The sequence below is a fragment of the Mycobacterium genavense ATCC 51234 genome (genome assembly GCF_000526915.1).
Classification (GTDB): Bacteria; Actinomycetota; Actinomycetes; order Mycobacteriales; family Mycobacteriaceae; genus Mycobacterium; species Mycobacterium genavense.
In genome coordinates this window covers 272,592-284,969 of sequence record NZ_JAGZ01000005.1, presented here as the reverse complement: position 1 = coordinate 284,969, position 12,378 = coordinate 272,592, and the positions used below count along the sequence as shown (strand labels likewise).

Genomic DNA, 12,378 nt, shown 5'->3' with positions numbered 1-12,378 from the left:
CCTGCCATGAATCTCGAACCGATCGCGGGCATCGCACACCAACCCGACGGCGTGGCGCGCGGCGTCGCGGTGCTGACCCACGGCGCCGGGAGCAACCGCGAATCCGAGCTGCTGCAACGGATTTGCGACGAGTGGGCGCGGCGCGGATGGTTGGCGATCCGGTACAACCTGCCCTACCGCCGGCGCCGGCCCAAGGGGCCGCTGTCGGGCTCGGCGGCAACCAACCGCGCCGGAATCGAAGAGGCAATCGCGTTGTGCCGCAGCCTTGTCGACGGTCCGCTGATCGCGGGCGGGCATTCCTACGGTGGGCGCCAGACGTCGATGGTGGTCGCCGAGTCGAGTCCGGCCAAGGTCGACGTCCTGACGCTGTTTTCCTACCCGGTCCATCCGCCGGGAAAGCCGGACCGGCCCCGCACCGAACACCTGCCCGACATCCGAGTGCCCACGGTGTTCACCCACGGAACGTCGGACCCGTTCGGCACCCCCGCCGAAGTGCGCGACGCCGCGGCACTGATCGCGGCCCCGACCGAGGTCGTCGAAATCACCGGCGCGCGACACGACTTGCGCTGCAAGACTCTGGACGTGCCCGCGCTCGCCGCGGACGCGGCGCTGCGACTGGTGGGCTGAGTTACCAGCGTCGTTGCACGGCTCGATCGTCTCCCGGCCGGTGCCGCTGCTCTCCGACTTCTGCACGACATGGCGTCACCAAGACCGAGATCGGTTGGGCGCCAGTCTATTCAGGCAGCGATACCCGGGATGGCCGGCGGTGCGATGCTTGCGACGGTGAGCACGACGGCCGGAGCTCCGGTATACCTGTCGTGATACCGCTCGTGCGTAATACTCCCGGTGATCGCGCTCAAGATCCCGACGATGATGCCGCCCACGATCAGCACCGCGCCGATCGCGATTCCGGCGATGGCCAAACCGCGGCCACCTTCACCGGTCTCCTTGATCTTGCCCAGGGCGACGATGCCGAAGATAATGCCGAGGATGGCGCCGACACCGCAGAGCCACCCCAACAGTGAGCAGACCAACGACGCGATGGCCATGCTGTTGGTGCCCGCGGCCGCCGGATAACCGGGGCCCGGCGGGGGCGCATAACCCGGACCCGGCGGGGGCGGCGAATGACTTTGTCCCGGCGGGGGATACCCGGATTCGCCCGGTGGCGGCGGATAGCTAGGCGGTTCTTCCGACACGGACGCCTCCTGAGGTCAAGTGGCCCATACTCTACGCCCGCTCAGCCGGGATAGCGCGAATAGCACGCGTCCACGTTGCCGGCCACGCCGCCGCGGAACGCCGCGATACGGGTGAAGCCGGCCGGCACGCTGGTCCCGTCCGCATCACTGGCGACCATGTGGTTGGTGAGCAAACCGGCGACGGCCTCGTCCAGGTCACGGGCGGTCAGCACCAGCTCCTTATGGGACGAGGTGTCGATCGGCTCGGCCATCTTGCGGTGCACCACACCGGTCAGGCACGCGGTGCGCAGCGCGGTCCACGGGCTCTGCATCGGTAGGCCGCGTTCGTGCTGTACCGCAAGCGCGTATCTCGACATCATGATCGACAGGGCGGTGTCGTCACCTTGCGGAAGCGTGTGTTCCTTCTCGTCGGAGACCTTCGCCATCGCCGCCAGGCCGGCCAGGTCGACCATGATCGTGTTGGTGGCCGGGCAGTAGGACGCGGGCGGGCTGGGCTTGGCATCCGGGCACCCGGTCGTGTGGAAGGACAGGGCGGGCGCTCTTCGGCGAGAACACCGTTCCCAACAGCTCCATCAGCATCGACAAGGTGGCCTCGTTGATCGCGACCTCGCCCGTCTGGGTGTCGCCGTAGGGATCGGTCTGCAAAGCCTTGGGCAAGTCACCGCGGCGCTGCGCGATCTCCTCGTGGTTGATTCCCGAGCACGCCGAAGCACCACTGATGAAACCCATCTGGAAGGCACTGACGCGATCCAGCGCCGAGCCGTGTTCGTCGTCGTTCTCGGTTTCGGCGTCCATCACCGGGTCCCGGGTGACGATGATCCCGGCCAGCACATGGTCCAGGCCGTCGGCGGTGCTCAGCGTGAAACGGGGGGACTTCCCGGCGGCTACCCAATACAGATACACACCCGCGAAACAATCGGCCTGCTGCTCACGAACGATGGTGGGGTCTCTCTTCGTCACCAGCTGGGCCATCTGCTGCAACGCGTGGCCGAACTCGTGTGCCAGCACACCGGTGACGGACATCTCGCCGAAATACTTCTGCGCGACCGACATGAACACCGCGCGGTCCCAGGCGATCAGGTTGCAGCGCGACGTGAAGAACGCGTTGACGAGCTTGTACGTCTCGTTGTGGCAAACGATGGGACTGCTCGGATCGTTGGAGTCGTAGGAGACCAGTTTGGCGACCGGAAGGAACGTTCCCTTCAGCGACTGGCTGTACGTCGACTTCCAGTACTCCTCGATGTCGTTGACCGATAGCAACGACAACTTGTCGATCAGCCCGTTGTCGGTGTTGATCACCGTGCCGATCGGCGCGGGCAGGTTCTCGCGGAACCCGCTGTGACCGTCGGTGGCGGGCAGATCGCCCACCCGGAACGGGTCGTTGAGCATCGACAGGGCCCGCCCGTCCAGGACCGTCGTGCATCCCGCTACCACGACTACCGTCGCTGCGCAGGCGATTGCCGCCCTCAGCGAACCGACAAACGCGCGGCGGCGACCGCCGTGGGACCGCCGTCGACTTCGCCCGCCGTTCATCATGCCCAACCTCATCCCGGCCGGCCGCCCGGCAGCATCAAGGGGTTCTCATTCCAGGTCCGCTGGTTGAACAGCGTAGCGAAAACACCGGACCCAGCAAACGTCGCTAGGGTAGCCGGGTGCGATGCCGTTTGTCGTGGGCCGGGACGCCGTTGACGCCGGAAATCGACATCGCGTAGCTGCCCACCGTGTATGCCGCGCCAGAACCCATGACGGCCAATGCTTCCCGGTTGATGTTGTCGATCGTGTCCCGGGGGCCCTGGAAGTTGGGACCGAAGCCGACACCGGCCTTGCCGCCCCACAGGCGTGCTTGCACAGGGGTTTTCAGCTGTGATGCCCCGGTGCTCATGCCCCCGATCGGCACGCCGGCGGCCATGAAGGAGTGGTAGTCGGTCCGGGGACCCAACGGCATATCGGCGGGCCGCTTCCCGGCCAGGTTGAGATAAGCGGACAGCGTGCGCTCGACACCGGCCGATCCCTCGGGCACGTCACCGGCCGCGATTCCCGGCGCGGGCGGGCCAGACTGGTCGCCGTCATCGGTGAAGAACCCGGCGTTGGGCGAACCGAGCAGGTTGAAGTTCAGGTACATCGCGATGTCGTTGAGCTGCTCGTCGTCGAGGCCGAACACGTAATCCATCACGCCGTTGAGACCGTCCTCGTCGGCTCCCCAGAACACGAAGCACACCGCGTTGTTCACCGGCGCCAGCGGGCCCAATTGCAGTGCGGTTTCCAGCACCACGGCGACCCCGGATCCGTTGTCGTTGATACCCGGACCGCCGCGCGGGCCGTCGAGATGTGCACCGACCAGATCACATCGTCGGTTGAGCCGGTTTTGGTCTGCGCCAACACATTTCGCGACGTGATCTTGATGTTCTCGGCGTCCAGCACCAGGCGTACCGGCGCGGTGGCGTGGGCCAGCGCGCTGCCGCCGGAGCTGCCGACGACGGCAACCGGCAGGGTCAGTTGCTTGTAGTAGCCCGGGGTGAACAACGTGGGCGGAGCGCCGCGGCCGGTGGGCGTGCTGACCACGATCAGGGCCGCGGCTCCCTTTGCCCTGGCGCTGTTCTGCTTGTCGACCACCGAGCAGCGTGCGTCGTCGACGACGGCGATCGCCCCGGCGGGCAGTGCCGACAGATAGTCGTCCGGCGCACAACCCGACGGCTGCCGGGCGGGTCGGACCGGTTGCCCGCTGAGCCCGCCGGGTGGCGTCCGGACCAGCAGCGAGGCCTGGTCGACCGAATAGGTGCCACCCGCGATCGTCAGCGACGGCTTACCCGGCGCGACCGCATACAGCCGGTCGAATTGCGGGGTGGCTACCTCGAACCCCTTGGAGCGTAGCGTTTTTGCAACGTAGTCGACGCTGGCGTCATAGCCCGGCGTTCCCTCGGCCCGGTTTCCCTTGTTGGCGTTGGCGATATCCTGCAGCACGCGCAGGTGGACGAACATCCCGTCGGCGGTGACCTTTCCGGCAAGCGTGCGGCCGAGGTCCGGCGCGGCTGTCGGCGGCCCCGGCCGGGGCGACGAACACCCCACCGCCAGAACGATCAGCGCCAACACCGAGCCCAGGCGACGAATCATGGCTTAAGCACGTGGCGGGTGCGGTCCCCCATGACGGGAACCCCGTTGTGCCCGGTGAGATCCTGGGCGTACAGCGCGATCGCGTAGGCGACGCCGGAGCCGTTGATGCCCAGCGACGTGCGGTCGATGTGGTCGAGGGTGTCGGTCTGCTTGTGATAGTTCGGATCGAACGGCTCGTCGACCGTTCCGCCCCACAGCTTGGCTTGGTCGGCGGACTTCTTCGCTTCGGCGCCGGAGAACAGGCCGCCCGCCGGGATACCGGCCCGGGTGAAGCCGTCATAGTCGGAACGCCCGTCGAACGACGTGTCCTGTGCGGTCTTGCCCGCCGACTTCAGGTAGGCCACCAGCGTGTACTCGATGCCGGCCGAGCCTTCCGGAACCACGGGCTGGCCGCGGGCGTCCGCCGGCAGCGATTGGTCACCGTCATAGGTGAAGTAACCGGGGTTCGGCGACGCGAGCATGTCGAAATTCAGATACAGCGCAATGCTTTTGAGGTCGTCGAGATTCAGCGACTCGACGTAGTTGCGCGATCCGATCAAACCGAGTTCCTCGGCGCCCCAGAAGGCGAACCGCACGGCGTTACGCACCGGCGGTGAATTACCCAGCTGCACCGCGGTTTCCAAGATCGCGGCCACTCCCGAACCGTTGTCGTTGATGCCCGGCCCCTCGGCCACGCTGTCCAGATGCGCGCCGGCCATCACCACGTCGGTGGGCGAACCCGTCTTGGTCTGGGCGATGATGTTGCGGGCTTTGAAACTCCGGCTGCTGGCGTCCAGCTTGATCGTCGCGGGCCCCGGCTGGGCACGAAGAAGCATCCCGGTCGATTTGGTGACGCCGACCACCGGCATTTTCACCTCGGTGTTGGCTCCGAGTGTGCCGCCCATCTGCTCCTCGTCCACGTTGTCGACGACGATCATCGCCGCGGCACCGTGCTGCGCCGCGGCCTCCTCCTTCTGCGCGAACGGACAGGTGCCGCGATCCACCAGCACCACCGCGCCCTTGGCCGGCAGAGTGTCGTAGTCCGAGGCCGCACAGCCTAGGCCGTTGCCCGTCGACACCACCAGCAGCGGGCCGTGCACCCCGTCCGGTCCGGTGCCGAGGCTGAACTCGAGCGCGTGCGCCTCGACGTCCCTGCCGCCGACCGTCACGACGGGCTTCTCGGCGTGAAAGACCCGCGCCGAAAACTCGGGGGTCGCAACGTCGAAACCGCTGTGGCGCAACGTATTCACCACGTAGTCGACGCTGGCTTCGTAGCCGGGAGTGCCCACCGCGCGGGTGCCGTTGTTGGCGTTGGCGATATCTTGCAGCTTCGTCAGGTGTGCCATCATCGCGTCGGCAGTGACCTTGTTGTGCACCACGTTGGCGAACTGCGCCGCGGCGGGGCCACTTGCCTGCTGGGAGTTCGCCGGACGGTGCAAACATCCGGACGACACTGCGGCGAGAGCGACCGCGGCGAGCATCGCCGCCAGCGTTCGGAATTTGTTCACCATCGCGCCCAAGGTTAGCCCGTCAGCCCATTGGGCTCACCGCGGCGTGAGGTCAGACGTACAGCCCAGTGAAGGGGGCAAACGGAATGTTGCGCACCACCAACCAAACCGATACCAGCGCCAGGTCGATCGCGGCCGACCAGCGCTGGTGTTGCCAGCTCTTGATCCGCCGGCCCGTCACCCGGCCATAGGTCCAGGCCAGGTACGCCCACACCAACAGCACGACCGCCGCCAAGCCCAACGCGTTGAACCTGGCGGCGGACATCAAGTTGCCGTGCAAAAGCGAATAGATCATGCGCAGGCTGCCGCACCCGGGGCAGTCGATGCTCAGCAGAGCCTTCGTGGGACACACCGAAAGCGGGCCGCCCGGGGTGGTCGGATCACCCACCCAGGTGGCCGCGCACAGCACCATCGTCGACGCGGCCACCATCAGCGGGGCGCCGAGACCGAACGTGAGCGGCCGCCGGGGGGTCACCGTGAGTGCAACCCCTTTACAGCATTGCGGCCAGCGCCGCGGGGGTCGAGTTGTCAGCGGTCATGGCGATGATCGCCAGCACGATGCCGTACAGGACGGCGCTCACGACCGCCGCGATGACCGACCACTTCACCCACTTCTTGGCGGCGTCGGCTGCGGCCTGCGCCTCGGCGTACTGACCTTGCGCCCATAATCCGCTCACCTGAGAGGATTTGACGATGGCCACGATGCCCAACGGCAAACAGCAGAACAGTGTCGCCAAGATGGACCACACCAAATAGTTATCCGGTGCTTGCCCCGCGGGCTGCTGGGGCGGGTAACCGGGGGGCGTGTTGTGCAGTCATGAATTCTCCAGTCACGAGAAGTTAGCTGGCGTGAAGCGGTGCCTACCATACCCGAGCAAAGTCACCGGGGCATCAACTTGGCAGAAATCGGTTCGCCAGCACCCGCGACATCGACGTCGCCGCAGGGGCTCTCCGACTGGCCGGGTTAGCTCGAAAGTCGCCGCACCGACGAAATGCGTTGTGTGCATCGCAATCCCGCACGCACACGGAATTGCCCAGGTCAACCGGGAATAGTGCCCAGAAAGACAGTATCCGGTGGAATGTATTGCACAGCCACGACATAGCCCTACGATTCCGGTAGCAGCACCGCCGTCGCGACCACCGAAAGGAGTCGTCGGATGTCACCTCTGACCGACGCGCTGGGCACCGTGTCCGCCGCGGTGCTGATGGGTGGTTTCGCGTTTGCGGGCGCCGCGACGGCGACCGCCGATCCCACCTCCGGCGACACCGCGGATATCAACACCCTGGCCAGCGGGCTGTCCAAGGGATACGGCCTCAACAACTGCATCGTGCAGGCGGCTCCCGGCGACGCGCTGGCCTACCTGTGGTGCGGACCGAGCCCCGACCCCGGCGGGCCGATGCTCGGCAAGTATTTCCTCTTTCCCGACCGCAGCGCCTTGCTGAACTCGTTCCACGGCGTAGTCGCCGGTGACGCCGTGAGCAACTGCGGGGACGCCTCCTCACCCACGCTATGGCACCAGGGCAGCTCCACCACGAGCGCGGGATTGGTGGCGTGCGGGACCTTTCAGAACCATGCCGAGGTCGTCTGGAGCAACGACGCCAAGAACATGCTGGGCGTAATCCGCGCCTCCGGCAACGACGTCGCGTCCCTCTACAACTAGTGGCGCGACAACGGCTGAGCTTTACGGTTGAGCCGCAACGGGTTCCGTGCGCACGTTGCCCCGAATGTTGCCAGTGTAAATGGTATGCGACGGAATGGGTTGCATAACTACGGTTTAGCCTTACTATCAGTCTGGCAACAATTTGCTGGGGCTGCCGTCCCGGCGGTCCGACGAACCTCAGGAGTAGAGGATGCTTCACCCCACCAACTCGCTGCGCGCCACGACGGCCGCAGCTCTTACGGCTGCTTTCTGCTGCGTCGGCACTGCCACCGCGACCGCGGACACCACGGCAGATGTCAACACACTGGCCGCTTCGCTTGCGAAGGGCTACGGCCTCAACAACTGTCAGTCGTCTCCCCTGACCGGTGCCGAGGTGGCCGAGCTGTAATGCGGGCAAAACCCCGACTCGAATGGGCCGGCCTCCGCGGTCTACCAGCTGTTCAAGAGCGCCAACGACCTGAGCGGTGCCTACTCCTCCAACCTCAAAGACGTTACCCTGGCCTCGTGCAGCGGCAGCGGCAGTAAAGAGCCGGGTCCCTGGCACCAAGGCAACGCCGACCAGGCCGGTGCCCAGATGGCGTGCGGAACCTACAAGGACGTCAGCCTGGTGCTCTGGACGGTCGACGGAAAAACGTGTTGGGCTCCATCTTCTCCAAGTCCGACATCCCGTCGCTGTACAAGTGGTGGCAGGCCAACGCCTGATCACAGTTGGGCCGCAACGAGTTCGGCCACCGCGCTCATTCCCGCGCCGTTGGGGTGCAGGGGAGCCGGCCGGCCCGGCAGCGGCACGACGTATTTCGCCGGCCTGGTGGTCCATGGCTGGGTGGACCATGCGTGATGGTCCCGGCTGGCCGCGCCGGCGCCGATGACCCCGCAGCCGGATGCCGCGGCCGCGTCGGCCGTGCGTCGTTCCAGGGTGGTGGCCACGTGGCGGCCCAATTCGGCGTGCGCGTCCGAAATCGGCGGGGCGGATAAGCCCGCGGGCGGCAGCATCGTCAGGTAGTCGACGAAGAGGACCCGGGCGCGCGGCGCGCGGGCACGCACCGCCATGCCGACCGCGCACAACGAATCGACCACGTCGTCCAGCGCCCGGTCCCGTTCGTCACGGTCCAGCAGTTCGGCGATCCGCGCGCCCAGCAGGGGCAGCCGCCGGGCCGCACGCGGCAGTGCGGCGGCCATCAGCAGCGGCACGTAGCCGACGTCGTTGCCGCCGATGGTGATGGTGACCAGCTCCTCCGAGCCGTCCAGCGCGTCGATCTGGGGCGGCGCGTGGTGCTGACGATCGGTGAGGATGTGGCCGGTGGTGGCGCCGGAAAAAGTGACATCAACCAGCTCGAGGTTCATCCGCTCGGCAACCAGATGCGGGTAGTTGCGCGCCGATCAGCCCGACCATCGCGGGGCGTCCGCCGCACGTGGCCGGATCCCCGGGCCGGCGGCCATCGAACTACCCAGCGCTACATAGCGTTTCATCGATGGGGACTGGATGCCTGCGCCCAGAAGCGTTTCGGGATCCGCCCGGCGCGTCGTGCCAGATAGCCGGCGGTGACCGCGGCCGCCATCGCGGCGGCCATCGCCGGCGGATCGGTGGCCCGGGTCACCGCCGTGGCCAACAACACTGCGTCACAACCCAATTCCATTGCCAGGGCGGCGTCGCTGGCGGTGCCGATGCCGGCGTCGAGGATCACCGGAACACCGGCGCGCGCGACGATCATCTCGATGTTGTGCGGGTTGGTGATGCCCAGACCGGTTCCGATCGGCGAGCCCAGCGGCATCACCGCCGCGCAACCGGTGTCTTCCAGCCGGCGGGCCAGCGCCGGATCGTCGTTGGTGTAGGGCAGTACGACGAATCCATCGTCGACCAATTGTTCTGCCGCCCGGACTAATTCGAGCGCGTCGGGCAGCAGTGTGCGCTCGTCGGCGATCACCTCGAGTTTGACCCAGTTGGTGTTCAGCGCCTCGCGGGCCAGCTGCGCGGTGAGCACCGCCTCGGCCGCGCTGCGACACACCGCGGTGTTGGGTAGCGGCGTGATGCCGAGCCGGTTGAGCAGGTCCAGCAGTCCGGTACCGCCCTCGGCGTCGACGCGGCGCATCGCGACGGTGGTCAGCTCGGTGCCCGAGGTCCGCAGCGCCTCCTCGAGCACCGCCAGGCTCGTCGCTCCCCCGGTGCCCATGATCAGCCGCGAAGAAAAGCTGCGGTCCGCGATCGTCAGCTTGGAATCAACCACCCTGCACCGCCGTCACTACCTCGAGCCGAGCTCCGTCGAAAAGCTGGGTGGCCCAACGTGATCGGGGTAGCACGGCGTCGTCCATCGCCACCGCGATACCGCGCTCGGGAAAGCCGAGCGATGCCAGCAACCCGGCGACCGTGGTCTGCCCGTCGACCTCGACCGAATTTTCGTTGACCACCACGATCATCACTGGACTCCCACCGGAACGAGTTCGGACACAATCTGTTCGGCGGTCCACGGCGCCAGCAGGAAACCCGACCGCCCGTGCCCGGTGGCCACCAGAGTGCGTTCGTCGAGGCGATGCACGAGCGGCAGGTTGTCCGGTGTCATCGGGCGCAGCCCGGCGGCGCACTCGGTCAGCTCGTACTCACCCAATGCCGGCAGCACGGCGCACGCGTCGTCCAGCAGATCCCGCACACCGGACACCACCGGCGCCGTGTCACGGCCGTGCTCGTACTGCGTCGCGCCCACCACCACTCCGTCCGCACGCGGCACCACGTACACCTGGCGGCCGTGCACCCGCGCGCGAATCACTCTGCTCAGCAACGGCATACAGCCCTTGCGCCAGCGCAGCCGCAGTACCTCGCCCTTCACCGGGCGCACCGGAAGGCCGGGACAGAGCGACGGTGCGTCGATGCCGTTGGCGATCACCACCGCGTCGCCGGAGACCCGCGTCAGGTCGTGCACCGGCGGGGCCCACTGGACGCCGAGGCGCTCACATGCCGTCGCCAGCGCCTCGACCACGGCGCGGTTGTCTACGGCAAGCTCGGTGGGTGCTCGAAAACCGTGCCGGATGCCTTGCGCCAGAAGAGGTTCGACGTCGCGAGCGGCCGGCTCCCAGATCACCGGGTGTCCCTGGTCGGCCAGCCAGTCCGCGACGGTGCGCAGATCGGCGACGTCGGCCCGGTCGACGGCCACCACCAGCGACTCGCGCGCGGTTACCACGTCCGGAGGCAGGCCGTCCAGGTAGCCGCCCTCGCGCCACAGCCGCAGCGACTCCAGGCCCAGTCGCAGCAATCGTTCCTCGCCGGGCCAACCCTCGCCGTGCGGGGCCAGCATGCCGCCGGCCACCCAGGACGCGCCGTGGGCGCCGGCGCGGTGCACCCGCACCGCGCATCCGGCTTGGGCCGCCCGGCGCGCCACCGACAGTCCGATGACGCCGCCGCCGATGACGGCCAGCGTCCCGGCCGGTGCACCTGAATGCATCTCCGCTCCCTTCGCCGGCATGATCCGGATCAGGTGTGACGGTAAGGACAGCTCCGGTTACTCCGGCTGTGTCCACTCTCAGCCCCGCAGATCGCCCGGAACTCCCGTGTCTCTCGTTGTTCGGGTTCTACGCTAGCGCGCTAGCGTCGCGGTGTGCACGATCCGGTTACCCGTCTTGCCGCTGCCCGGCTGTATCTGTGTACCGACGCGCGGCGCGAGCGCGGCGACTTGGCCCATTTCGCCGACGCCGCCCTGGCCGGCGGGGTGGACATCATCCAGCTGCGCGACAAGGGATCGGCCGGTGAACGGCGGTTCGGTCCGCTAGAGGCGCGCGACGAGCGGGCCGCCTGCGAGATCCTCGCGGACGCGGCCCGCCGGCATGGCGCGCTGTTCGCGGTCAACGACCGGGCCGACATCGCCGTCGCCGCCGGGGCCGACGTGCTGCACCTGGGCCAGGGCGATCTGCCGCCGGCGGTCGCCCGCGACATCGTCGGCCCCGACACGCTGATCGGCCTGTCCACCCACGACGCCGGCCAGGTCACCGACGCCGCCGCGGCCTTGGAAACAGGGGAAGTCGACTACTTCTGCGTCGGCCCGTGCTGGCCGACGCCCACCAAACCCGATCGTGCCGCGCCCGGCCTGGGACTGGTCCGCACCGCCGCCGCGCTCCAGACCGCCACGCCGTGGTTCGCGATCGGCGGTATCGACGCGCAGCGGCTGCCCGAGGTGCTTGAGGCCGGGGCGCGCCGGATCGTGGTGGTGCGCGCGATCACAACCGCCGCCGATCCCCGGGCCGCGGCCGATCGGCTCAGGTCAGCGCTTCGAGCAGCGAGCTGATCCGGGGACTCAGTTGCGACGCCGGCTGATCCGCCTCGACCGACATGCACCAGACGAAGACTCCGGCGTCGATCTCCAGCGTGCGCGGCAGGTGCCGGCGACGTTCGTCGCCGTGTCCCAGCGGAATCAGCGCCGTCGCGGTGCGCAGCCGTTCCCAGCTGGCCGCGAAGCCGGGGTGTAGCGGCAGGTCGGCCACCTCGTCCTCGGCGACCCAGCGCATCTCGGCGCTCTCCCGGTTGGGCACCGTGTCCAGCAACTCGGCGGCGTCGGCCACGACGGTGGTGTAGCTCCAGTTCGTGCCCGCGATTCCGGCGATCTGGGCGGTGACCACCGTCGCGCGCACCGCGAGGCGCTGGGCGGGCAGCCCGGCCTCTTCGTGGGCTTCGCGGACGGCGGTCTCCTCCGGGGTTTCGTGGCTGTCTCGGGCGCCGCCCGGCAGCCCCCAGGTGCCGCCCTGATGGCTCCACACCGCCCGATGCTGCAGCAGCACCGCCGGGGTTCCGTCGGGCCGTGGCGCGCGCAGCAGCAGACCGGCCGCGCCGAACCGACCCCAGTAGTGGGCGCCGCTGTCGGATACCACCCATCCGTCACTGTCGCCATGCACGCGTTCAGGATATGCAGGCGATCAACGAAATTGGGTCCGCCTCCCCCA

General features: G+C 67.9%; 12 protein-coding genes and 3 pseudogenes. 4 read left to right on the top strand and 11 right to left on the bottom strand.

All coding sequences use genetic code 11. The features are described from left to right. The first annotated feature begins 6 nt into the window (after window positions 1–6). Complete coding sequence (locus tag T428_RS0113975; RefSeq protein WP_025736972.1) at window positions 7–627, top strand: alpha/beta hydrolase family protein; 621 nt, start codon at window positions 7–9, stop codon at window positions 625–627. A gap of 110 nt (window positions 628–737) precedes the next feature. Here the strand turns inward: T428_RS0113975 and T428_RS28060 are convergent, their stop codons facing one another. The 6 genes and pseudogenes from T428_RS28060 to T428_RS0113945 form a co-directional block, all read right to left on the bottom strand. Next, complete coding sequence (locus T428_RS28060) at window positions 738–1,196, bottom strand: DUF4190 domain-containing protein (protein WP_025736971.1); 459 nt, start codon at window positions 1,194–1,196, stop codon at window positions 738–740. A gap of 41 nt (window positions 1,197–1,237) precedes the next feature. Beyond that, window positions 1,238–2,732, bottom strand: a pseudogene (locus T428_RS28055) (neutral zinc metallopeptidase). A 103-nt stretch (window positions 2,733–2,835) separates the two neighbouring features. Next, window positions 2,836–4,307: pseudogene (locus T428_RS28050) on the bottom strand (M28 family peptidase). Continuing rightward, window positions 4,304–5,797, bottom strand: coding sequence for a M28 family metallopeptidase (locus T428_RS0113955; RefSeq protein WP_025736970.1), 1,494 nt, complete (start codon window positions 5,795–5,797; stop codon window positions 4,304–4,306). Before T428_RS0113955 ends, T428_RS28050 begins: the two are co-directional and overlap by 4 nt. A gap of 49 nt (window positions 5,798–5,846) precedes the next feature. Further along, on the bottom strand, window positions 5,847–6,224 hold the full coding sequence (locus T428_RS0113950; protein ID WP_051465247.1) for a DUF2752 domain-containing protein: 378 nt from the start codon (window positions 6,222–6,224) through the stop codon (window positions 5,847–5,849). A 61-nt stretch (window positions 6,225–6,285) separates the two neighbouring features. After that, window positions 6,286–6,609, bottom strand: coding sequence for a CD225/dispanin family protein (locus tag T428_RS0113945; protein WP_084298745.1), 324 nt, complete (start codon window positions 6,607–6,609; stop codon window positions 6,286–6,288). Window positions 6,610–6,951: 342 nt separating this feature from the next. Between T428_RS0113945 and T428_RS28045 the strand changes: the two genes are divergently transcribed. Together T428_RS28045 and T428_RS34570 are read left to right on the top strand one after the other, a co-directional pair. Further along, the gene (locus tag T428_RS28045) at window positions 6,952–7,455 is read left to right on the top strand and encodes a hypothetical protein (RefSeq protein WP_036467996.1); all 504 of its coding nucleotides are present in this window, start codon (window positions 6,952–6,954) and stop codon (window positions 7,453–7,455) included. A 190-nt stretch (window positions 7,456–7,645) separates the two neighbouring features. Then, window positions 7,646–7,843, top strand: a complete 198-nt coding sequence (locus T428_RS34570) for a hypothetical protein (RefSeq protein ID WP_245604905.1) — start codon at window positions 7,646–7,648, stop codon at window positions 7,841–7,843. A gap of 314 nt (window positions 7,844–8,157) precedes the next feature. Here the strand turns inward: T428_RS34570 and T428_RS28035 are convergent. The 4 genes and pseudogenes from T428_RS28035 to thiO form a co-directional block, all read right to left on the bottom strand. Then, window positions 8,158–8,925 (bottom strand): annotated as a pseudogene (locus T428_RS28035) (SGNH/GDSL hydrolase family protein). Continuing rightward, a complete protein-coding gene (thiG, locus tag T428_RS0113925) occupies window positions 8,922–9,680 on the bottom strand; it encodes a thiazole synthase (protein WP_025736967.1) in 759 nt (252 codons plus the stop codon). Before thiG ends, T428_RS28035 begins: the two are co-directional and overlap by 4 nt. After that, entirely contained in the window at window positions 9,673–9,870 is a 198-nt protein-coding gene (gene thiS / locus T428_RS0113920) for a sulfur carrier protein ThiS (protein ID WP_025736966.1), read from the bottom strand. The genes thiG and thiS overlap by 8 nt, the downstream gene beginning before the upstream one ends. After that, the gene (thiO, locus tag T428_RS0113915) at window positions 9,870–10,889 is read right to left on the bottom strand and encodes a glycine oxidase ThiO (protein ID WP_025736965.1); all 1,020 of its coding nucleotides are present in this window, start codon (window positions 10,887–10,889) and stop codon (window positions 9,870–9,872) included. Before thiO ends, thiS begins: the two co-directional genes overlap by 1 nt. Window positions 10,890–11,042: 153 nt before the next feature. Here thiO and thiE point away from each other — a divergent pair, with 153 nt between their 5' ends. After that, entirely contained in the window at window positions 11,043–11,726 is a 684-nt protein-coding gene (gene thiE, locus T428_RS0113910) for a thiamine phosphate synthase (protein ID WP_025736964.1), read from the top strand. Here the strand turns inward: thiE and T428_RS0113905 are convergent. Beyond that, entirely contained in the window at window positions 11,698–12,330 is a 633-nt protein-coding gene (locus T428_RS0113905) for an NUDIX hydrolase (RefSeq protein WP_025736963.1), read from the bottom strand. The two genes, thiE and T428_RS0113905, sit on opposite strands and share 29 nt — an antisense overlap. Between the last annotated feature and the right edge of the window lie 48 nt (window positions 12,331–12,378).